Genomic DNA, 22,526 nt, shown 5'->3' on the forward strand with positions numbered 1-22,526 from the left:
GCAAAGACAGTCCTACAAGAGAACCTTGAAGAAGGTCCATCGTGACCAGCGTTTTCGCAATCACCCGAAGAACGCCAAGAAGGCGCGCAAGGCAGATCGCAGGCAGAAGACAATCGCGGGACGGCTCGTCCGTGAATTAGAGCGAAATCTCGCCAGCAAGAACTTGTTGAACACGCACAAAGAAAAAATCGAGCTTTTCAAAAAAGTTCTGGAGCAGAAGAGGTGCGACAAGAACAAAATCTATTCGCTACACGAACCCGAAGTAAAATGCATCGGCAAGGGCAAGGAATACAAGAAATACGAGTTCGGCAACAAGGTGTCAATCGCCCGGAGCTACAGCGGCATCATTGTCGGCGCGGTCTCGTTCAGGGACGAGTATGACGGACATACGATAGACGATACGCTTGACCATGTCGAACAAATGCTTGGATTCAGGCCGAGCCAGGCCGCATGCGACCGAGGCTACCGCGGACAAAAGGAATCCGGAACGACAAAGATCGTGATACCGGACGTCCCGAAGAAAAACGCGACTTACTACCAGAAGGAAAAGGCTCACAAGCTTTTTTGCAAGAGGGCAGGCATCGAGCCTATCAACGGCCACCTGAAAAGCGACCACCGTATGGGTAGAAATTTCTACAAGGGAATCTTTGGCGACATGCTCAATGCAAAGCTTGCAGCAGCGGCGTTCAACTTCAAGAGGGCCATGAGGCGCTTTTTTGTCCTGTTGGAATGGCTATACTGTTTTTGCCTTCTGTGGAACGGAATGAACAAAAAATGCGAACGTCCTTATCTTGCGTTCGCAAAGTGACCTTTTTAAGGGACGACTAAATAATCGACATGCCCGTGTTTTTGAATTAGATATTCGGCAAATTGTTCAAGCGTTTCTTTTTTCGAAATATCGCCGACAAAGTAATCGCCTTTTTGAATATCAATGATTTCAACCGTTGCGCCTTCTCGCTGAAAAGCGTTTGCAATGGCTTTGCCAATTCCTTGTGCGCCACCGGTTACGACTGCGATTTTATTTTGGAAGGTCATAAGATAATATTTCCTTAATGCTTGTTATTTACTAAAACATCCATAATATAATCAAGAACTGCATTGTTTTCTCGGGAAAAACATCACAGTTCATCAATATTCCACTGTTTATTATGTAGATTTCAACCCAGAAATTTCACAGGAAATCGCTTGGAGAAAATAATGAAAAAAAATAGCTATTGCCTTATTTATTTTACTGCAATTTGGCTTTGCACAAGATGAATTTTCACCTTCGACTTATGATTTATATTTTTCTTCGATTCAACTGGATTCTGCTGTAATCGAACAAATGAATTTTTGCGATTCTATAAAATCAAAAAATGGTTCTGCATTAGAATGCGCTTCGAGTGTTTCTTCAATCGAGTACAATTCGTTAGCGGATACTTCTGTTTATATTCTCATTCAAAAAGAAAATGATTTTATGAGTGTTATGCTGACTCGAACTTCGCAAACTTGTGAAGACCCGATTCAAAATGATAAAGCGGTGGGAAATCCAGGCGTTTTAACTTTAAGCGAAGTTTTATTAACTGAACTTTTGCGATTAGAAAATTGGGGAGTTGTTAAAAGTTCAAAAGAGTCTTTAGAAAAATTTTTGCGTCAAGAAATTGAAGCGATGAAATCAAAAGGTAGTTGTGACGATATTGAAGCAACTGAATATACAGAAGGCGTTGGCGCAAATCATATTGTAGGACCCGCTTGCTGTTCTGTCATTCAAAATAAAACGGCAATTTTCCCAATTAAAATTGCTACGCCAAATTTTGGTATTCAAAAAATTGCACAAGGAAAATTTCGCATCGAAGGTGTAAATGCAGGCGTTGAATATAAAGTTTTTGATATGAACGGAAAATTATTGCAGCAAAAAAATCTAAATGGAAATAGCATTCAAGTGCCGCATCAATCTGTGATTTTAGAAATCAATGGAATGCGAAAAGTTTTGAAATAAATTTTCCCGCTTCATTTTTTACACAAGCTTTATCCATTTTAGATTATCTGTTTTAGATAATAATTTTCCCTTTTGCTTCATCAAGAATTTTTTGAACATCGGCGCCGTCGATGTCTAAATTTTCGGCTTTGATAAGTTCAACGTTTGGAATGCCAAATTGCGTCGTGCAAAGTTCTTTAATGTAATCAAAACTAAATCGCGGATCAAAATTCCCGCCCGAAGTGACGACGTAATAAAGTTTTTTCGCTTTGCATAAACCCATCACGCCTTGCGCTCCATATTTACAAACGATTCCAATCGTATAAATATTTTCGATGTAGGTTTTCAAAAGCGCAGGGAACGAAAAATCCCAAAACGGAGCGGCGATTACAATCGTATCGGCGGCGGCAAATTCGCGCGCATATTCAAAGCATTTATCATTTAAATTTCCTTGGGCAATTTGTTCGCCTTCGTAAATGAGCGATTCGCACGAATGCGGTTTCAAATTTAACGCATCGAGTTTTCGTTCTGTAAATTCACCGCCCAATTTTTTTAGCAAATCCAAAGCGAGTTCATTGGTTCTTGAATTTTTTCGCACGCAAGCATTGATATATAAAATCATTTTGAAATTCCTTTTTGAGTTCACATCAAAAATAAGAGAACTCCGTTTTTGAATTTACAAAAATTTATTTGCGCAAAGTTTCCCATTCGCTTTTGAGAATTGCCCACTGCATCGTGTTTTCGTAGCGTGGAGATCCGTCGGCATTTTTGACAAAGCTTACAAATTCTTTGAACAATCCTTCAAAGCGCATACCCAATTTTTTGCAAAGATTTTGACTTGCGGTGTTGTAATCTTCGGTGTAAGCGTAAATGCGACGCGCCCCTTTTTGTGAAAAAAGATAATCGAAAAATGCGTGAGCCGCTTCAAACGCAAAGCCTTTCCCTTGATACGCTTGATTTAACATCCAGCACGGACTGAATGTATCTTTGGGGGAATCTGTATGCGGTTCACCTGATTCGGGATACGCGTCAATTTCGCCAATGACTTTGCCCGAGTCTTTTAACACAATTGCAAAATAATATTCCGTTTCGCTCGTGCGCTTTTGCATTTCTTTTTGCGCATCTTCGAGCGAATTTAACTTCATACTTTGAAAGCAATTTACCGCGGGCTCTTTTAAATATTCCAAAACATCGCTTGCATCGGTCAATACAAACGGGCGTAAAATCAATCGTGCAGTTTCAAGTTTCATTTTGAACGCCTTTTTGGGATGAATGAAAGAAATTAGACTTTAGAGATTTCTAGGTTCAACTTTTAATTTTTCAGTTCCAATTCATCGATTTCATGGAATTCAAATTTTGCGTTTTCCATTTTAAGTTCGATGATATGTCCGCCTTTTTGTTTATCGTTTGAAATAAAATGAAAATGCCAACCGGTTGAATTTAATGAGCTCATAAAATTCGGGCAAAAAAGTCCGACTAAATCGCCGTCTAAATTTTCATAATCAAAAATTGTTTCATCCGTTTTCATCACAACGGCTAAAGGCTTAAAAGGTTTCACTTGTTTGTATTCGCTGCGTACTTTTATTTTTGAAAATGCTCCGCTTAATTTAATCACATAAAATCGATTCATCTTGGGCGAGATGATTTCATTTAATTTTTGAATGAGCGATTCGTAATTTTCAATTTTTGAAATTGCATACGATTTAGAATTTTCAAAAAAAGTCACATTGGCAAATGGGACTGTTTCCTTATCGTCTGCAATTTCAACAGTGCCATTTCCTTTTGCTTTATAAACGATGCCGTCAAGCACAATCATTTCGCCATCGATGGCATCAAACGTGCCAACGCCAAAGTCGCCTTTTTCCTTTAGTTGCTTTACGCTTATAAGTCCATCGTAATCGCCATCTAGCAGGCGGCTCAAAAAAGAAATTTGAAAAAGAGGGAACATTTTTTACTTCACATTATGTTTTGATGTTCGCTTAAGTAAAATTAAATCTCGATAAAGCAAGCGTGTTTGTAAAATTTTCGAATCTTCAATTTGCCTATATTTTCGTTCTTGCTCTTCGCTGCTAAAAATTGGATTTAATCCACATTTTTTATAAAATTCTAACAGCCAATTTTCATTATATGCGTCTACAATTAAATGCCTACATCCCGATTTATTTTCATCGCCAGCAAACCACTGTGCAACAAATTCAATAATTTGAAGTCCAAGATTGTGTCCTGAAAAACGTCGATCAACTCCTAAACGTCCTAACAAAACCGCCGGGTAATTGATTTGATTTTTTGAATGATGAACTTCATAGCCTACCTTTTTTTGTCTTGAATTTGGCAATAATCGGGTAAATATGCTAGCATTTGCAACAGTAAAAGCCGCTGCAATTTGATTCAAATTATCACGCGGACTAAATAAATATGTTTTTCCAAAGAGTTCATCTTGATATTGTAAAGCGTCATTTCTAAAAAATTCATTAATATCTTCACGTCCACAATCAAACGATTGTAAATCACAAGAATATTCCCCTAAAGTTGAAAACGAAAAATCAGAAAGATTCATTTTGCATTCTTTCTTTTTTCTTGATCTATTCTAGAATTTTTTATAATAGAAAGACACCACGCTTCTTTTTGAGCGCTATATTCTGAACCCGCTAAGTGCTTTGAATTATAATTTGATTGATTAACAAAATTCTCAGCAGCATCTTCAGTTAAAATAGGGACTGTGCTAATTGCTAAAGCCATATTCTAAATATAAATAAAGCTTTAACATTTTTCAATAGCTACTTCTATTCCACATCGATGCGTTCAATTTTAAAAATCACGGGGCGCGTGCCGTCATTGCAGCAAGAAATCATGACTTTATCATCATTCATCCAGCCATGCATTATGGCACCGCCTTGCAGCGCGCTGTAAATATAGCGGCTAATCGCATCCCATGCTTCAGAACAAAAAGGCACACCTTTTTCACCACAATGTTTTGTGCCCGGCGACTCTAAAACGCCTTCGTCTGCTTTCCCTGATTTTACAAGGGTTCCTTCGCCCATGTGCCAATAGTCATCGCGTTCATCGTTTCTGTAAAAAATGAATTCATCGCCCACATTGTAGCACGGGCATTTTCCGCTGGTGGGGTTTGCGCAATATTGCTGTTGCAATTCGGGGAATAACTTTTTATCTAAGACAGTGACTTTTACACGATGTTCCATTTTTAATTCCTTTTTTATTTCACATAAAATACGCGGTTTTCTTTTCGCTTTAATGGCTTGGGGGTATCACCTTCGATGTAGCCCAAAGCGCAGTGCCCAATGCCTTCGTATTCGTCTTCGATGCCCAAAGATTTTAAGAAATTTTTTCCCCATTCGGTTTCAAATTCTTCACGGGCGCGGTGAATCCAGCACGACCCTATTCCAAGCGAATGTGCCGCAAGCATCAAATTTCCCATGACTAAACTTCCGTCGTAAACGCGGTTATACCAGTCTTTTTTTGCAAGCACGATGATCATACAGGGCGCTCCATAAAACGGATCAAAGCCTTCATTCCAGCCGCCAATTTTGCGATTCATTTCAGAAATTTCATCGCGGAGTTTTTTATTCGAAACTTGAATCATAATCGTATTTTGTTTGCCTTTTCCGTTGGCAGCAAAAAGGCCTGCTTCAATAATTTGATCCAAAATTTCTTGCGGAATTGCATCCGATTTAAATTTTCGAATGCTTCTGCGTTCTTTGATTTCTTTCAAAACTTCGTTCATAAAAACCTCTTTTTTTGTAAAAGGAATATATAAATTTATCAATTTGATAAATCGATTATTTTGAAAAAGGAAGAAGTGAATTTATTATATTAGTAAAAACATTGGATGCTTTATGATTTTATACCATGGCAGTTATTTGAAAATTGAAACGCCTAAAATTTTACGAAGCAATCGCGCTTTGGATTTTGGCGATGCATTTTATACAACTTCTGATTTAGAACAAGCATCAAAATGGGCAAAAATTTCTGCTAATCGAAATGGAATAAATCAAGCAGTTGTTTCGGTATTTGATTTTGATGATTCAAAACTGCAAAATTTAAAATTTCTGTATTTTGAAAATCCTAATAGCAACTGGTTAAAACTTGTTAGTTCATATCGTTCCAAAAAATTGATCGCCGATGAATTGGATTTAATTATCGGACCTGTTGCAAACGATAGAACCTTTGATGTTATTCAACTTTATTTAGCAGAAATTTACAACGAAGACGAAACGATAAAAAGACTTCTGCCTTTTAAATTAAAAGATCAGTATGCTTTCAAAACAGAAGCCGCATTAAAATTTTTGAAATTTTCAAAAGAGATTTTATTATGAGCGATCTTGTATTTCCTTATTTTTTAGAATACTACGATAAACAAGTTGTCACGATGATTTGTGAAAAATATTCGATGAATGAATTTGAAGCTCTAAGACGATTCATTAAATCAAAAACATACGAGATGCTTTGCGACAAAAACTTTGAAATGTGGTACTACGGATACCCCGCTATTTTTAACATTTGGGAAAGCGAACAGATTACCGGTGACCCTAGAAACTCAAGCTATATTAAAGGAATCTAATGTCAAAAGAAATGGAATACTTTATTTTTTTGCTTGAGCAATACGCCAGATATAAAAGCTCAACCGCAAATAAAATCCTTGAAAAATGGGATGCATTAAATATTACGCAAAAAATTTTTGACAGTTATTGGCGTTATCATACCGAAGCAATCGAAAATGCTTTTGCTGAAATTGATAAGTGGAGCGAAAAATAAAGTATATTCAAACGCATGAAATTTTCTTGTGCCTTTATTTTATTATGCCTTTTCCTTGCCGCTTGTGGAAGCGATTCTTCAAATAATGCCACGGCAGAAATTTCATCTGAAACTTCATCAGCGAAAAATTCTTCTAGCAGTATCGTAAAAGCAGAATCATCCAATTCGCAAAGTTCATCAGACAATGGCGTTTGTACTAGCTGCGATAATTTTACGGCCGCAGATCCTGTGCTTACAAAAAATGGCGGTTACGGTTCTATCACAACATACGGAAGCATCTCTGCAAAAGAAACAAGTTTCGGCGGCGCTTGTAATTACGGACAAACGAATATTCAATATTACGCTGCGATTCATGTGAATGTTTCGCCAGGCGATAATTTAGGACCTTGGCAAGGCGGCGCAATCTGCGGAGCTTGTGTCCGCGTAAAAGCACGAACTCCGGAAGGTTTCAAAGAAGTCACCGTGCGAATTACAGATCGCTGTCCCGATGCAAATTGCGGAGTCGATTTGGGCGGTGCTCCTGCCTACGACATCATGGGCGAAAAAGTTGGCAGATATTCTGGCGAATGGGAATTTGTAAGTTGCGAAAATGTCAAAGGCGTGTGGGGAGATTCCACAAGTGTCTTCGTCAAAGAAGGCGCAAGCGCTTACTGGAGCATTATACAAGTGCGAAATCCAAAAGATGCCGTGAAAGAAATTTCGATTGTAAAAGCAGGCGCAAACGATTTGCCCGAAGCATTAAAATTTGCGACCGAAGCCGAAAACTTTTGGACGGTTCCAAAGTCCGTTCTTCAAAATGATAGCGATTATCTTTTGCAAATTCAATATCGAAGCGGCGCGCCGGACACCTTGAAAATCAAAGGATCCGAGCTTGCTCTTGGTAATGCAAATTATTATATCTGATAAATTTTCCATTTTAAAGATTTTTATTTTTCCGTCATGAAAGTTTTAAGCGAACGCACCAATCATTTTACCGAATCCGTTATTCGCCACATGACCCGCATTGCAAACTCTTGCGGAGCAATCAATTTATCGCAAGGATTTCCCGATTTTGACCCGCCTGCGAAATTGCAAAATCGCCTAGCAGAAGTTGCGCACGAAGGCCCTCACCAGTATGCGATTACAATTGGCGCAAAAAATTTCCGCGAAGCCGTGTGCAAAAAACAAGAACATTTCAGCGGTTTACGTTACGACCCTGAACGTGAAATTGTGATAACTTGTGGCAGCACCGAAGCGATGATGATTACGATGATGTCGGTCTGTAATCCGGGCGACAAAGTGGTAATATTTTCTCCGTTCTATGAAAATTATACCGCGGACACAATCCTTGCTGGCGCAACACCGATTTATGTGCCGCTTTCACCGAAGGATTTTTCGTTTGATGCCAATGTGCTCGAAGATGCGATGAAAGAGCCGGGCGTGAAAGCGCTCATTCTCTGCAATCCGTCGAACCCGAGCGGCAAAGTTTTTACCCGCGACGAACTTAAAATAATTGCCGATCTCGCTATCAAATATGATTTGTATGTAATTACCGATGAAGTTTATGAACATATCGTTTTTGCGCCGAGCAAACATACTTATATGGCAACGCTTCCCGGTATGCGTGAGCGCACGATTGAATGCAGCAGTTTATCTAAAACGTATTCGATTACGGGCTGGCGCTTAGGTTACATCTTAGCTGCTGAACCCATTATGGAGCGCATCAAAAAAGTTCACGATTTTACAGTTGTTGGAGCCGCATCGCCTTTGCAAGAAGTCGCAGTGACCGCAATGAATTTTGGCGATGAATATTACCGCGATTTGCAAATGCATTACACACACATGAAAACATTATTCACCGATGGACTTCGGAATTTAGGTTTTAAATTTTCAGAACCGCAAGGCACTTACTTTGTCATGATGGACATTTCGGAATTTGCAAAAAACGGAATTATCGATGACAACAAATTCTGCATAGACATGGCACAAAAAGTGGGCGTTGCCGCAGTTCCCGGCAGCAGTTTTTTCCGCGAAAATGTCAACAACTTAATTCGTTTTCACTTTGCGAAAAAAGACGAAACTATTATCGAAGCGCTGAACCGTTTAGAAAATTTGAAAAAGAAATGATTTAGTTGGCGAGATTCAAAGGCAAATTTTTTTCGCATTTTCCGCTTTCTATTCCGAAATTTTGTGATTTTCACAGTTTTTCGGAATAATATGTTCCCCAAAAACTTTTGCTCTGAGAGAATTTTTCGATTCGCAAAATAAATTGCTTTAAAAGATCACTTTTTCGAGTTTCAAAAGTTCAATTTTATTGGGAATGCCACCGCTGTAGCCGACGATTTTTTGATTGGAACCGATAACGCGATGACAAGGAATGATAATGCAAATGAGATTGCTTCCGACTGCGTTCCCGACGGCGCGAGCAGACATTTTGGGAATGCGTTTTTCCTTTGCGATTTTGTCTGCGATTTCTTGATAGCTGAGAGTTTTCCCAAAGGGAATTTTGAGCATGATGTCGATGACTAATTTTCGAAACGCGGTCAAGTTTTCGATTTTAAAAGCGGGTGTAAAATTCGGCGATTTTCCGCTGAAATAAATATCTAACCAACGACAAGTTTCTTCAAAAATCGGAAGCGATTTTTCTTCGATGTTGGAATCGAATGAAATCATTTTTGAGCCTTCGAAGAAAAGTCCGGTTAAAAATTCCCCGTCGCTCGTCAAATAAATATCCGAAAAATTTTCGGGAGTTTTATAGAACCATTTGTATTTCATTTGACTTTTTCAGTTTTTAATTTTTCTGCGGGATCCGTTAATTCGGGGATTGCGCCGCCTGCGATTGCCCATAAATAAAGGCTTGCCACGGTTCCATACGGTGAATATCTTTTGCGATATTTTTCAAATTTTACTTTGTCGATTTTACGATGTCTGTAAAGCATTCGCATGCCGCGTAAAATGGCTAAGTCGCCGAAGCTTACAATGTTTGAGCGCTGCATACAAAATGTCATAATCATTTCCGCAGTCCAAACGCCGACGCCTTTTAACGAGGATAATTCTTTGACAACTTCTTCGTCGGATTTTTCGTTAATTTTTTCTAAATCAAAAATGCCGTCGTTTACTTTTTTTGCAAAATCTAAAATGTATTCCGCTTTTTTAAAAGTCATTCCAAACGATTGCAATTTTTTTGGCGATAAATCAGAAATATTTTTTGCATTCACCATTTTGAGTGAATCGTTCAAGCGCTTCCAAATTGTCGCTTGCGCTTTCGTTGAAATTTGTTGTGCGATAATCTGATGCACAACTGCCGAAAATAAATCCGAATCCACTTCGCGTTCCACATGCCCGATTTTTTCAATCGCAAAAGCAAGGCGTTTGTCTTTTGCTTTTAAAAATTCAATTTCTTTGTTGCCGTACTGAAAAAACATTTTCAATTTGATTTTATTTCGGGAGTCCACACAAAATTTTGGGGAGAAAGTTTTTCTTCTCCCGAAAAACGATAAGCGGTTAAAAGTCCATTTCCTTTAAACGATGCAACGCTGTAATCTAAGCAACAAATGTTTTCGCGAAATAATTGCGGTTCGCCTTCAAGCCAATAATGGCCGAAAAAATCGGGGCGTTCTTTTTCGCTATAAAAATTGCGTTTTTGAATTTCTGACGAAAGTGGCTGCGGCGGAATTTTAACTCCCGGCTGAAACGCCAAATCGCGCAGCGTTTTATTTTTCGGATCAATCCACCATTTAATACGCGCGAGAGTTCGAAGCACATCTTCGCTATCGTGATAGAAAGCGCCATCTTGTAATTTAACTTCGGGACCTTTGACCGTATCGTCAACGGCGCGGCGAATGGCTGCATTTTCTTTTTCAAAAATGCGGCAAAGATTTTCGCGAGATTTTAATGTTTCCAAATTTTCCCGGCGAAGAATTTGAATGTTTTCTAAATCAAAACAAGCGTGCTGCGCACGGAATTGTGGCGTTTCTAAAAAAAGCGGAAGAGTTAAAAACCAATCGAGAACTTCGGAAAATTCTTTTTGCGCATAACGATACGATTCCATCGTTTTTGTGTGAATGAGAATTTTATTGATGGAATGTTCCCGCAAAAAATCGCCCGCAGAATTTTTCGTCCAAAAACAGAGCGCATTAAATTCATGATTTCCGAGAATCGCTTTCGCAGTTCCCGACTCCACCATTTTGCGAACAATGTTTACCACGCCGCGCGCATCCGGACCGCGATCAATGTAATCGCCCAAAAAGACTGCAGAACTTTCTGGATGACGATAAACGCCATGCATTTTTTCGTAGCCTAATTTGCGCAAAAGAATTTCTAATTCTTCGCGATGTCCGTGAATGTCGCCGATGAAATCGATCAAAGAGTGCCTTCCTTGAAGCGTTTAATCATCGTGCCCGAAATGCTTAAGCGTCCTGTGTATTCGCCGATTTCAGAACGTTCCACCCATTTGGCTTCGGAAAGTTCCGATTGCTGCATCGTAATTTCTGGAGAGCCATCTAATTCAGCGGTAAAGCCAGCGATGAGCGAATTGGAAAACGGCCACGGTTCACTTCCGATATAACGAATATTTTTAATGGAAATTCCCGTTTCTTCTTTGACTTCGCGAGCGGCAGCTTGTTCTAAAGATTCGCCCATTTCAACAAATCCCGAAATCAAATACGGTTTCGGATCTGGATTATCCAAATTGTGCGCCATCAAAAGTTTGTCATTCCATGTAACCGAAGTGATGACGACGGGGCAAATTTTTCCGTAAACGGTGTTGCCGCATTCTTTACATACAAACGCTCTTTCGTCTGCTTTGCGCGTCATCGGTTCACCGCAATGACCGCAGAAACGATTGGATTGTTCCCAACGCGAAATGTGCGAAGCGACTGCGCCGCCAAATGCAATCGGCAAATTTTGCATTTTCCGAAAGATGCGATCTTTTATCAATTCAAAATTTTCATTTCCCGCAGCGAAATTTCCATCGGAAGAAAAATACGCAACTTCATCGATTGAAAATAAATAATGAAATGTTTTAGAAATACCGGGCATAATCGCTTCGGCATCTGCAACTTTGGGAATTTCATAATCGTCTGCATTTTTTTTGAGCAAGACTAAATTCCGTTTTGTGTAAATTACATAATCCGAATTTTTTGCAGACTGCACACGAAATTCAATGTGCATTACCTGCGGAGCAATTTCATACATCATAAACGTTTATCCTTTCGATGTTCTTTGACAAAAGCGAGCGCACGACTTTTGCGGCGCGCATGTTCTTGTAAATCGACAGCGACATCAAATTCATCGACAATTTCGCGGCCTAAAATTTCTTCAAGAACATCTTCGAGAGAAGCAAGACCTGCGATAGAACCGTATTCGTCAACGACAGCGACGATGTGCCCGCGCTGTTTTAAAAATCGGATGAGCAATTTATCCAAGCTTAAACTGTCCGGAATAAATTGAATCGGGCGCATTAAATTTTTGATGGGAACGTCGCGTTTTCCTTCGGCGAAAAGATTATACGCATCGCGGCGCATAATGAGCCCGACCCATTTTTCTTTGTCTTCGGGATCGTAAACAGGAATCCGCGAAAACGGCCAATTCGAATGTTTATCCAATTCTTCGCCAATCGTACTGTTGAGCGGAAGCGTAAACGCTACTTGATGCGGCGTCATCACTTTTCGCACCGGAATTGAATCGAGCGCTAAAATATTTTTGATCACGGCAGCTTGCTGACGATCGATAATTTCGTCTTTGAGTCCTAAATTCACAAGGCTGTTGATGTCTTCTACACTAACTTCAGGTTCTTCGTTTTTACTTTTTGTCCAATGCTTCGTAATTATTAAGCACAATTTGATGAGCCCAGTATAAGTGAGAAAAATCGTAATGTAATACATGGGCACTGCGCAAATCGGCGCAACCGATTTTGCTTGCTTCACGCCGATTGTCTTCGGCGTAATTTCGCCAAAGAGAAGAATGAAAACAGAGAGAACGATTGGCAAAACAATTTGCACGGTCACGCTAAAATGCGCCACCGCAACGGAAGTCGCCAAATACACGCCCAATGTATTCGAAACCGTATTGAAAATTAAAACCGATGCAATGTAGCGATCGATATTATTTTTCACATGAGCGATGTACTTCGCAGTGAACGCGCCTTTTTTAAGAAGAACATCCACGCCAGAAGTGGGAAAACTGTAAAATGCGGCTTCGGTAAACGAGCAAAAAGCCGAACAACCGAGGCAAAAAATTACAGCGAGAAAAAGAAAGAACATAGTGATAAATTAGAAATTAGGATTTCGAAAGCGAAATAATTCCACGTTCTTGTGCGATGTCTAAAACTTTTTTTCCTTGTTTTTCTGCAGAAGAAAATGTGCATTGCACGATTTCGGGAATGGAAATGGAACCGCCGAAAATTTCAGCTTCGATATTGGGAAGCGATAAATATTTTGTGCGAAGAAAAAATTTCCCGAGAAGATAGGTAAGCGGTTCAATGCGCGATGCCACAAGAATCGGAGTTTCGGCGAGATGCGCTTCGACGACAGCGGAACCAGGCCCACAAATGACAGCTGCAGCCGAGCGAAAAAGAGAATTGCGTTCTTCAGCAGAAGCGGGAGAAAGAATGATTGGAAATTTTTGATGTAATTTTTTCACAAAAAAATTTTGCAAATTTTTCCGCGATGCGACAAATTTTACTTGAAAATTTTTAGAAGTTAATTTATATGCAATAAATGCGTATAATTTTAAATTGCGCTTCGCTTGAGAAAGACGACTTCCTGGAAAAAGCAAAATCGTTTTTGCATTTTTTTTGACGGAAATTTTTGGCAAAGCAGAAAAGGGATGCGGAATTTTTTGTACGTGCAATCCGAATTTTTCATACGCTTGAATTTCTATCGGATAAAGCGCCCGCAATTCTACGAGTTTCCGCGCTTCGGGAGAAAGAAATTTTTGAATGCGTTTCGGTTTCCACGCCCAAATTTGCGGCGGTTCAACATAAATGACTTTTTTATTTTGCGCAATCGCTTGTTGCATCAATTTCAAATTGAATCCGGGATAATCAATTGCGACAAGACCTTGGCAATTTTCGTTTTGCAATAATGCGGATAATTTTGCAAAATGTCTGCGCAGAATTTTAAAATGGCGCAACACATCGAAGAATCCATTGACCGGCAAATCATCAAACGGAATGACCGAAAGAAGTCCCGCTGATTGCATACGGATACCGCCGACTCCGATCGCAACAAATCCTTTTCCTAAAATTTCTTGGACAATTTCTTTTCCGAGTATATCACCCGAATCTTCGCCCGCACAAAAAAGCCAAAACGGTTTTTCTGTCATCATTTTACTTTGGCAGAAACCCAAACATTTTCGGCGCCAAATTCTCGTTGCAGCCATTCGAAAAAGTCTGGCGTATAAGCCACTTTGATAACTTGCGCACGCAACGTGTGAATATGTCCGGAAAGAGTTTCAACGTGGAAAACGACTTCGGCAGCGTGCTCGCCTGGGAGCGCTTGCGCCATTTCCATGCGTTCCAAAATCGCGGTCATTCGTTCATCAACAAGTTCCATCGACGAAACGGAAACGTGAATGAAGCTCACCAATTTATTGCGGACTTCATCCATGGAGAACGCACGATCGACAATTATTTGAAGCGAAGACGGATCCAAATTTTGCGGCGTTAATTTTCCGCGGACAATGACGCGGTCATCTTCTCCAAAATGATCGCGGCAACGTTCCCAAGTATCGGGCGGGAAGAAGATGGAAATTTCGCCTTGGAAATCTTGTAATGTTCCCGAGCCCATCGTTTTCGTTTCATCTTTTTTGCTCTGGAAAGAGCGCAGTTTTGTAATGATTCCGCCGACGCAAACAATGGATTTTGGATTTCTGTCCACGATTTCATTGAGTTCACTTTCCGCTAAACTATTCGTCGTAAATCCGCGTAATTCTGGGCGGCATTCGTCAAGAGGATGCGCCGAAAGATAAAGTCCGAGGACGTCGCGTTCTTTATTCAAAAGTTCCATGAGTCCCCACGGCTGCGCTTCTTCGTAAGATTCATCCATCTGCGATTCTGTGGAGTCTCCACCAAACATATCAAAGAGCGATGTTTGTCCCGCATCTTGATCGCGGCGGTGACGGTTTGCCACTTCAATCGCTTTTTCTACACTCGCCATTAACGTGGGGCGATTCGGCGTTGTCGGCGACATTTTATCAAATGCGCCAGCGAGCACTAAGCTTTCAATCGCTTTCCGCGAAAGCGGTGGACGTTTTTCCGGTTGCTTGGATTGATAATCGCTTACGCGTTTGCATACATCGAAAAGCGTTTTATACGGTCCGTGCAATTCACGTTCAGCGACAACATCTTCGATGACGGGGAGGCCGACATTGCGAATGCCCGCGAGTCCATAAACAACTTGTCCTTTTGCATTTGCCGAAAATACGCCGAGCGAAGAATTGATATCCGGCGGGAGCACGGTAATTCCCATGCGTTTGCATTCTTGCACAATCGTCACAATGTCTTCGGTCTTCCCCATTTTGGAAGTCATCGAAGCCGCCATGTATTCGGGGCCATAATGCGTTTTAAGATAAGCGGTTTGATAGGCGACGTAAGCATACGCCGCAGCGTGACTCTTGTTGAACGCGTATCCGCAGAACGGAAGCACCGCATCCCAAACTTTTTGAATCATCGCAGGATCGTAACCTTTATCCGTGCACTTTTTCTTAAATTCCGGTTCGAGCTTCGCCATTTTTTCGGGCATTTTCTTCGCCATGATACGGCGAATATTGTCAGCGCCGCCCAGCGTGTAGCCGCCGAGAATTTGCGCAAGCTGCATCACTTGTTCTTGGTAAACAATCACGCCATAAGTTTCACCGAGAACCGGTTCCAAATCCGGATGATAACAGTCAATTTTTTCTTTGCCTAATTTACGATTGATGAAGTGCGGAATTTGATCAATCGGGCCCGGGCGATAAAGTGCGTTCATAGCGATCAAATCGCTGATACGAGAAGGTTTTAATTCTCGCAAATATTTCTGCATGCCCGGAGATTCAAATTGGAAAACCGCTGTCGTCATTCCGCGACTGAGAAGTTCAAATGTCGCTTTATCATCCGTCGGAATTTTATCCATGTCCACATCGATTTGGTGCGTTTTCTTCACCATATTGACAGTGTCTTGGATGATCGAAAGGTTGATAAGTCCGAGGAAGTCCATTTTCAGAAGGCCGATGTCTTCTGCATAATGTTTGTCGTACATGACGACAGGAGTATCCGCAGGATCTGCGCGATATAACGGTGCCAAATTGTAAATCGGCGTCGGCGTAATCACCACACCGCAAGCGTGCACACCCGTTTGACGCGGCAAATCTTCGAGCTTTAACGCAATGTCCCAAAGTTCTTTGTAGGCTTCGCGACTATTGACGAAAGCGTGAAGCGGTTCGGGATTGTAATCGTCCGAAACCGGTTTTCCTTTTTTGTCTTTGCCGGTCCACGCATCGTTCAAACTAAAATTCAAAACGCGCTGCGGAAAATTGCGGATAATCGCATCGGCTTCGCGGTGATCAATTCCAAGTACGCGAGCAACGTCCTTGATGACCGCTTTGGATTTTAACATGCCGTAAGTGATAATTTGTCCGACGCAATCCGAGCCGTATTTCTGCGTCACATAATCGATGACTCGTCCGCGATCACGGTCCGAAATATCCGTATCGATATCGGGCATCGAGACGCGTTCCGGATTTAAGAAACGTTCAAAAAGGAGACCGAATTTTAACGGGTCAATGTTTGTGATGCCGATGATATAAGTGACGATAGAACCTGCAGCCGATCCACGTCCCGGACCCACAGGAATTCCATGTTCCCGCGACCAGTTAATGAAATCCCAAACGATGAGCAAGTAGCCGGCAACATTCATATTGCGGATACAATTCAATTCTTTGTAAACGCGATCGCTGACTTCAGTTCCGTGATTCGGATATTGAAATTCTTCGTCGGGATAACGGCGTTTTAAACGTTGATTTGTCAAATAAATGAGATACGCATCCGCATCGCCGCCGTGGCGACTCGTCTTCGTTTTCTCCATGATTTTTTCTACCGCAGCTTTGTCTTCGGCGGTAAAAGTTTCTACGGTTTTGCCTTCATTTTTTGCGCAGTAATCTTTCGCTGCATTTGCAAACGCGAGTGGATAACCTTTATTGTATTCGTCTTCCATCACGCGGTAAATTTCTTTGCATTCTTCGGATTCTAAAAATTCTTTCGGAATCGCATAACGCGGCCAGAAGTCATCACCAATTCCCGTTTTGACTTCAAAGAAACAACGCTCCGCAATTTTATTTGAATTTTCAATCGCTTCGGGATGATCGGGAAAAAGCTCCCGCATTTCTGCTTCCGTGCGATAGTAAAATTGATCTGTCGGAAAACGTTTATCGGCGAACTCTTTAAATTTTTCGACGAGAGCAATGCAACGCAACGCTTTGTGCGCCGCTGCATCTTCGCGACGAATATAATGCACATCGCCAACCGCGACCAATTCACGATCAAATTCTTTAGCCAGTGCCGTCGTAAAAAGATTCAGCGTCTTTTGCGCAGCAATTCCGTTATCGCAAAGAGAGAAATATAAATGTTCGCGGTCAAAAATTTTTGTGAGCGATTCCATAAATGCTTTTGCCGGAGCTTCTCTCCCCGCAGAAACATTGATGCCGTAACGGCTAAAGAAATCGCCCGCGATAGCGATAATGCCTTCTTTGTGCGCTTCGATAATTTCGAGAGGAACCGAAGGAATTTCTTCCCAACGTTTCGATTCTTCGTAGCGGTAACTCACAATGCGAAGCAGATTGTAATAACCTTTTTCGTTTTCCACTAATAATGTGAGCCGTTCATAAGTCGAAGGATCTTTGAAATTGGCGCCCGATGTATCCACATAAATGTGGCAACCGTAAATTGTTTTAATCGGCGGGAGACCTTTTTCTTTCCGCTTTTTGTTCAACGCCTTGCCGCGCGTCTGAAATTCCAAAATGCCAAACATCGCGCCGTGATCGGTGAGCGCAATCGCTGGCGCATTATCCGCTTCTGCCGCCGAAAAAATATCGTCTAATCGTGCAGAAGATTTTAAAATGGAAAATTCAGAATGAACTTGGAGATGAACAAAACTCATAAAGAATTCCTCAGGATTCGCGAGCCATTCGAAGTTGAGCTATCGATTCGAGCGGAAGATTAATCGATTTACCGCTCGGTTCTAATGTAATTTTTGCGATAAACGGCACTTTGGAAAAATGCAATTCTTCGACTTTGAAACGAATTTCTGCGGGCAATTTCGGCGCAGCCGTTTTCTGATTTTTATCCGCGACTTTTTGCGAAATTTTCGCTTCCAAAGATCCATTGGTCGAACGCGCATAACGGAGCACTTTGAAAAGATCTGCCATTGCAAACTTCTGATAATCGCCGCCGTATTTCGTCGTGCCAAGTGCCGCAGAAACTGTATTGCCATCGCTCTCGGGTTTGAACGCGGCATCGGGAGTTCCTTCTGCCGTCCAATGCAACCAAAATTCTTTGCTCCAATCCGTATTGCGGAATGGTTCGACTGCGGCATCATTTGTCGGATTTGCCGGTTCCAATCCGTAATGCTTTAAGAGTTCGCGAATTTTCGGCTCAAATTCCGGTTTAATGATAAAGCCGTAGCCTGGAATGGATTCGTCCACCATTTCCATAAACGCGGGAAATTGATTCAACGCTTCGCGCACTTCGGCATTGTTCATTTTCAAAAGGCGCACCGAACTAAACGACGAATCATAATAGCACGCGGCCCATTCCTGCATCGCCCCGAGCACATTTTCCGGTGCGTTAATCCAACCTTCAAAACTTTCGGTAATTTCTCTAGAAAATCCCGTTTTTAATCCGTTCAAATACGAATCGCGCGTAATCGCAAAACGCAAATACGGTTCATCGTTTTTGACTTCGGCTAAGCACGCCGACATAAAGAGAACGCGCGGAGCGCTCTTCACCGAAATAATCATTTCAAAATTCGGTAACGTCGAAATTTGTGCGCCGAGCATCGGAGAAGCCGAAGCCGAAAGCCAATCCTTCGCCCATTCGCTTAAACGTACCGCGACAATTTTTCCTGCGTTGACGGAAAATTCAACCATTCCCAAAAGCCAAAGTTCTGCAAGAGGCTTCGGTAATGTGGACCAGAAAATGTCCGCGGTTTCTTGCGGGAGTCTAAACGATGGATCTAAAGTCCACAAAATCCGCTGCGCATTCACCACCGAGAAATCGCGCTTGATGGAGAAAAGAACATGTTTGAAAAATTCTTCGTTTCCATGAAAACGGCGCTGAATCCACCATTCGAGAATTTCTGTTTTTAAACGGAATCCGTTGTGTTTTAAAAATTCAAATGTCGCCTCGGTAACGAGCAAATCCATGCCGCGTTGCTCAATCCAATTATGCGTCGACAAAAATTCGAGAATCAAATTGCATTCTTCGCGAATCGCATCGGGCGAAACTTGTTTGGCATAAGTGAAAGCTTCTTCGCAAAATTGAAAGGAGCGCCGATGAATATTTCCTGCGCCATTCATTTTTAATTTGCCGAGACGCGCAAAAGCGAGCATTTGGCAAAGATGCCAAACCAACATATCTTCGTAACCGACGAAGCGCATTTTTTCGTCTGCGGAATTTTCAGGCGTCAAAAGAATCGTCTTCAAAAAATCGTCGAAGCCGAGATACACATAAGAACCTTTCTCAGTTCGATTGCGGAAAATGTAAAGATTCTTTGCGGCATCGAGCAAGAAAAGTTCTACTTCATCGCGTTTGTTCACCGGCGCTGCTAAGCGAAGCTCATTCAATTCGAGTCCGCGACTTTCGCTGTGATAAATCAAAAAAATGCAAAGCCGTTTCCACGGTTCTAGCGACGTGTAAAATTTTTCAAATCGTTCGATATCTGTAAAGAATGAATTCGTTTCCGAAAGAATTTTTGCATTATTCAAAAGCCCCTGCGCGCCAAAGGCTTTCGTATGCAATTCCTTCAACTGAGGTTTCGAGAGTTCATTCAAAAAATCTTTTACAGCCAACATAAAATCTCCACAAGAGACGCCAAAGATAGAAAATTTACCGCTTACAAACCGAGAAGTTTGCGCAACTCTTCCACGCTGTGAGCCACCTCATGTTTAAAGCCCCACAAGCGTGTAAAGCTTTTGCCGTAAGGTTCGCGGACAAGTCGATTATCCAAGAAGAGAGCCGTTCCCGAGTCCGATTCACTGCGAATTAAACGCCCGAGACCTTGACGCAATTCCAAAAGTGCTTCAGGAATGTACAAGCTCTTAAACGCATTTTCGTTTTTCTCTTTTAATTTATCAGCGAGTCCTGCGATGAGCGGATTCGACGGATTGGGGAATGGAAGTTTTGGAATCACCAAAAGTTCGAGCGCACTTTCGGGCAAGTCAATTCCTTCCCAGAAAACTTGACAACCGAGCAAACACGCTTCGCGTTTTTTGCGGAACATTTCGACGAGGCTATCCATGCCGCCATCGATTTGCTGACACAAAAGCAACTTGTTCATCTTAGCAAAAAGTGGCGCAAGCGCTTGATGCGATTTCGTCATGCTGAGAATACTCGTAAACAAAACGAGCGCATTTTTCTTGTTCCCCGGAAGAATTTCCGAAAGCACATTTTCTACGGCAGCTTGGAAATTCGGATCATTCGGCTTCGGTAAAAAGTCTGCGATGATAATGCGACGCTTTGCGTTCACATCAAATGCCGACGGATAATTGCGCACAAACGGATGTTTGAATTTGCTCAACTTGGGCGAAAGCATTCCCATGCGTTCTTCAAAATAGTCAAATGAATTTTGCAGAGAAAGAGTTGCCGAAGTAAATGTGGCGCTTTTAATCCACGGATAAAATTTTTCTGTCCAATTATTTCCCGGATAAAGCGGAATGGCGCGGAGAATCGCCGTATGCGGATTTCCCGGTTCTTCCATATAAAATACCCAATCCTCTTTTCCGGCGGCGGTGATAAATGCAAAGTCTTCGTTAAAGCGGCTGATTTCCATCGCTGCGCCTTCGAGATTGCGCGCCATTAGTGCAAACGCAGAATTATTCCGCAGTTGCGAACAAATATCTTCGGCAATCGCTTTGACCGCATTACACGATTCAATAACCGTTTTCGGATCCGTATCATATTCCGCAAGAATTCCTTTGGTATAGCGGAATCCGTCGGCTTTATTTTTGAAAACTTTTTTGCCGAGTTTTAAGAAGAATCGATGCAACGATTTTTCACATTCCATTGTCGCTTCACGCAATTTTGCGCAAGCATCTAAAAGAGAACTTTCCGCATTAGCTTTCGTCAGTTGCGCTTCCATTTCGGCGACAAGACCTTTTTCTTGCGCTTTCGGGTGCACGAGAATTTTCGTAATGTTTCGCAAACGGAAAAAGCGAACCATTTTTCCAAAGCTCGCGTGACTCATCGCCGGGAGACGATGCGCTTCATCAAACACGATATGTTCGTATGTCGGCAGCAGCGCAAAATCGAGTGCTAAATCCGAAAGGAAAAGCGAATGATTGATGAAAAGTAAATTGGCTTTTGCCGCTTGGCGTCTTGCGTTTAAGCCGAAACATTTTTCGTAAAAGCGACATTTTTCGCCGAGACAAGTCGAAGCGTCGCTTGCAAATTTATTCCACAGCAAACGATTGCGAGAAAGATTAAAGCCCGTATTTTCGCTGCCCTCGCCCGTTTTCGTCTGTTCCACCCACGGGATGAGAGTCATAAAAGTTTCGCGTTCATCCGGAGCGAGCAAAACATCCGGCGATTTTAAGTGCTCTTCAAATTTTCTCAAGCAAATGTAATTGCCGCGGCCTTTGAGAACGAGCGGAGAAACTTTTCCTCCGAAAAGCGAAGCAATCATCGGAAAGTCGTGTTTAGAAAGTTGCTCTTCCAAAGTTCGCGTTGCCGTACTGACGACGACGCGTTCGCCCGCAGCCGCTTTTAGCGCAGCCGGAATTAAATAAGCGAGAGTTTTTCCCATTCCCGTTCCGGCTTCCAAAAGCGAGATGCCGCCTTTATACATATTGCGTTCCACGACTTCTGCAAAATCTAATTGCGAATCGCGGGCAGAAAAATTCGGAATCACCGCAGACAATTTTCCGCCTTGTCCAAAAAATTCACGCACACGTGGCAAGCGTTCTTTTGCCGAAGAAATTTTCGGCGGCGTTACCGATTCCGGTTCTTGCGTCAAAAGTTCTTCGTGAGAAGGTGTGCAATCTTCGAAAATTTTTTCCCAAACAGTTCCGCAAGCAAATCGGGCTAAATGATGTTTTGCAAATGCATCCAATTTTTCAATTTCTGCAAGCGCCATCCAAAAAAGTTTTCCGCAAGCATCTGCATCGGGAAGCGCGCGGTGCGCGCGTTCGCGCTTGATATTCAAATACGAAACCAAAGTTTCCAATTTGTGATTGGGCACAGAACGGTAAGCGATTCGCGAAAGCGCAAGAGTATCGAGCACCGGATTTTCTTCAATCGAAATGCCGACTTTTGCAAAAGTACTGCGCAAAAATTTGGAGTCAAATTGTGCGTTGTGTGCGACCAAAGGATAATCGCCGATGAATTGTCGAATTTGACCCGCGACTGTTGCAAAGTCCGGAGCGTCTGCTAAATCGGCGTCCGAAATTCCCGTAAGCGATGCGATGAACGGGCGCAAATTTTGTTTTGGCTTAATCAAAAAATCTTTGCTTTCTTTGGGTTCGCCATTTTCAAAGCGTTCCAAGGCGACTTCGATGATTTCGTCATGTTCAAAATCAAGACCCGTCGTTTCTAAATCAAAAGCTACATAGACATTCGGTTTCATTT

At 41.8% G+C, this 22,526-nt stretch carries 23 protein-coding genes and 1 pseudogene; 7 read left to right on the plus strand and 17 right to left on the minus strand.

Annotation, left to right across the window (positions count from 1 at the left end; all coding sequences use genetic code 11):
* A pseudogene (locus B0H50_RS01650) lies at positions 1 to 808 on the plus strand (IS5/IS1182 family transposase); the annotation flags it as partial.
* A gap of 5 nt (positions 809 to 813) precedes the next feature.
* Here B0H50_RS01650 and B0H50_RS01655 read toward each other — a convergent pair.
* A complete protein-coding gene (locus B0H50_RS01655; RefSeq protein ID WP_109587145.1) occupies positions 814 to 1,035 on the minus strand; it encodes an SDR family oxidoreductase in 222 nt (73 codons plus the stop codon).
* Between the two features lie 430 nt (positions 1,036 to 1,465).
* Between B0H50_RS01655 and B0H50_RS01660 the strand changes: the two genes are divergently transcribed.
* A complete protein-coding gene (locus B0H50_RS01660; protein WP_146193656.1) occupies positions 1,466 to 1,978 on the plus strand; it encodes a hypothetical protein in 513 nt (170 codons plus the stop codon).
* 52 nt (positions 1,979 to 2,030) lie between these two features.
* Here the strand turns inward: B0H50_RS01660 and B0H50_RS01665 are convergent, their stop codons facing one another.
* The 7 genes from B0H50_RS01665 to B0H50_RS01695 all read right to left on the minus strand — a co-directional run bounded on the left by B0H50_RS01665 (position 2,031) and on the right by B0H50_RS01695 (position 5,699).
* A complete protein-coding gene (locus tag B0H50_RS01665) occupies positions 2,031 to 2,579 on the minus strand; it encodes an NAD(P)H-dependent oxidoreductase (protein ID WP_106197652.1) in 549 nt (182 codons plus the stop codon).
* Positions 2,580 to 2,643: 64 nt separating this feature from the next.
* Positions 2,644 to 3,207, minus strand: a complete 564-nt coding sequence (locus tag B0H50_RS01670) for a GNAT family N-acetyltransferase (protein WP_106197651.1) — start codon at positions 3,205 to 3,207, stop codon at positions 2,644 to 2,646.
* Positions 3,208 to 3,269: 62 nt separating this feature from the next.
* On the minus strand, positions 3,270 to 3,905 hold the full coding sequence (gene budA, locus B0H50_RS01675; RefSeq protein ID WP_106197650.1) for an acetolactate decarboxylase: 636 nt from the start codon (positions 3,903 to 3,905) through the stop codon (positions 3,270 to 3,272).
* Positions 3,906 to 3,908: 3 nt separating this feature from the next.
* The gene (locus tag B0H50_RS01680; protein WP_109587147.1) at positions 3,909 to 4,514 is read right to left on the minus strand and encodes a GNAT family protein; all 606 of its coding nucleotides are present in this window, start codon (positions 4,512 to 4,514) and stop codon (positions 3,909 to 3,911) included.
* A complete protein-coding gene (locus tag B0H50_RS01685; protein ID WP_106197648.1) occupies positions 4,511 to 4,696 on the minus strand; it encodes a hypothetical protein in 186 nt (61 codons plus the stop codon). The genes B0H50_RS01680 and B0H50_RS01685 overlap by 4 nt, the downstream gene beginning before the upstream one ends.
* Before the next feature lie 44 nt (positions 4,697 to 4,740).
* On the minus strand, positions 4,741 to 5,157 hold the full coding sequence (locus B0H50_RS01690; RefSeq protein WP_109587148.1) for a TIGR04076 family protein: 417 nt from the start codon (positions 5,155 to 5,157) through the stop codon (positions 4,741 to 4,743).
* Positions 5,158 to 5,171: 14 nt separating this feature from the next.
* On the minus strand, positions 5,172 to 5,699 hold the full coding sequence (locus B0H50_RS01695; RefSeq protein WP_106197646.1) for a nitroreductase: 528 nt from the start codon (positions 5,697 to 5,699) through the stop codon (positions 5,172 to 5,174).
* 112 nt (positions 5,700 to 5,811) lie between these two features.
* On the opposite strand from B0H50_RS01695, the gene B0H50_RS01700 reads away from it, so the two are divergent.
* From B0H50_RS01700 to B0H50_RS01720, 5 genes are read left to right on the plus strand one after another with little or no spacing between them, the layout of a single operon-like run.
* Positions 5,812 to 6,291, plus strand: coding sequence for a DUF3990 domain-containing protein (locus tag B0H50_RS01700; RefSeq protein ID WP_106197645.1), 480 nt, complete (start codon positions 5,812 to 5,814; stop codon positions 6,289 to 6,291).
* The gene (locus B0H50_RS01705; RefSeq protein WP_106197644.1) at positions 6,288 to 6,536 is read left to right on the plus strand and encodes a hypothetical protein; all 249 of its coding nucleotides are present in this window, start codon (positions 6,288 to 6,290) and stop codon (positions 6,534 to 6,536) included. Before B0H50_RS01700 ends, B0H50_RS01705 begins: the two co-directional genes overlap by 4 nt.
* Positions 6,536 to 6,730 (plus strand): DUF3791 domain-containing protein, encoded by a 195-nt coding sequence (locus tag B0H50_RS01710; protein WP_106197643.1) that lies wholly within the window; start codon positions 6,536 to 6,538, stop codon positions 6,728 to 6,730. The genes B0H50_RS01705 and B0H50_RS01710 overlap by 1 nt, the downstream gene beginning before the upstream one ends.
* A gap of 15 nt (positions 6,731 to 6,745) precedes the next feature.
* Positions 6,746 to 7,633: an expansin family protein gene (locus B0H50_RS01715; RefSeq protein WP_106197642.1), complete on the plus strand. Its 888-nt coding sequence runs from the start codon at positions 6,746 to 6,748 to the stop codon at positions 7,631 to 7,633.
* Between the two features lie 36 nt (positions 7,634 to 7,669).
* Positions 7,670 to 8,836 carry a pyridoxal phosphate-dependent aminotransferase gene (locus B0H50_RS01720; protein ID WP_106197641.1) on the plus strand — a complete coding sequence of 389 codons (1,167 nt, stop codon included), beginning with the start codon at positions 7,670 to 7,672 and terminating at the stop codon, positions 8,834 to 8,836.
* Between the two features lie 147 nt (positions 8,837 to 8,983).
* Here the strand turns inward: B0H50_RS01720 and B0H50_RS01725 are convergent, their stop codons facing one another.
* The 9 genes from B0H50_RS01725 to B0H50_RS01765 are packed head-to-tail and all read right to left on the minus strand — an operon-like array spanning position 8,984 to position 22,524.
* Positions 8,984 to 9,484 carry a methylated-DNA--[protein]-cysteine S-methyltransferase gene (locus tag B0H50_RS01725; RefSeq protein ID WP_106197640.1) on the minus strand — a complete coding sequence of 167 codons (501 nt, stop codon included), beginning with the start codon at positions 9,482 to 9,484 and terminating at the stop codon, positions 8,984 to 8,986.
* The gene (locus B0H50_RS01730) at positions 9,481 to 10,134 is read right to left on the minus strand and encodes a DNA-3-methyladenine glycosylase family protein (RefSeq protein ID WP_106197639.1); all 654 of its coding nucleotides are present in this window, start codon (positions 10,132 to 10,134) and stop codon (positions 9,481 to 9,483) included. The genes B0H50_RS01725 and B0H50_RS01730 overlap by 4 nt, the downstream gene beginning before the upstream one ends.
* 2 nt (positions 10,135 to 10,136) lie before the next feature.
* A complete protein-coding gene (locus B0H50_RS01735; protein WP_106197638.1) occupies positions 10,137 to 11,075 on the minus strand; it encodes a metallophosphoesterase in 939 nt (312 codons plus the stop codon).
* Positions 11,072 to 11,908, minus strand: a complete 837-nt coding sequence (nudC, locus tag B0H50_RS01740; protein WP_109587149.1) for an NAD(+) diphosphatase — start codon at positions 11,906 to 11,908, stop codon at positions 11,072 to 11,074. The genes B0H50_RS01735 and nudC overlap by 4 nt, the downstream gene beginning before the upstream one ends.
* Complete coding sequence (locus tag B0H50_RS01745; protein ID WP_106197636.1) at positions 11,905 to 12,972, minus strand: hemolysin family protein; 1,068 nt, start codon at positions 12,970 to 12,972, stop codon at positions 11,905 to 11,907. The genes nudC and B0H50_RS01745 overlap by 4 nt, the downstream gene beginning before the upstream one ends.
* Before the next feature lie 16 nt (positions 12,973 to 12,988).
* Positions 12,989 to 14,038, minus strand: a complete 1,050-nt coding sequence (locus B0H50_RS01750) for a glycosyltransferase family protein (RefSeq protein ID WP_158256417.1) — start codon at positions 14,036 to 14,038, stop codon at positions 12,989 to 12,991.
* A complete protein-coding gene (gene dnaE, locus B0H50_RS01755; protein ID WP_109587150.1) occupies positions 14,035 to 17,844 on the minus strand; it encodes a DNA polymerase III subunit alpha in 3,810 nt (1,269 codons plus the stop codon). Before dnaE ends, B0H50_RS01750 begins: the two co-directional genes overlap by 4 nt.
* Positions 17,845 to 17,854: 10 nt before the next feature.
* A complete protein-coding gene (locus B0H50_RS01760; RefSeq protein WP_106197634.1) occupies positions 17,855 to 19,756 on the minus strand; it encodes a hypothetical protein in 1,902 nt (633 codons plus the stop codon).
* A 41-nt stretch (positions 19,757 to 19,797) separates the two neighbouring features.
* Complete coding sequence (locus B0H50_RS01765; RefSeq protein WP_109587151.1) at positions 19,798 to 22,524, minus strand: helicase C-terminal domain-containing protein; 2,727 nt, start codon at positions 22,522 to 22,524, stop codon at positions 19,798 to 19,800.
* Between the last annotated feature and the right edge of the window lie 2 nt (positions 22,525 to 22,526).

This window comes from Hallerella porci, assembly GCF_003148885.1.
Classification (GTDB): Bacteria; Fibrobacterota; Fibrobacteria; order Fibrobacterales; family Fibrobacteraceae; genus Hallerella; species Hallerella porci.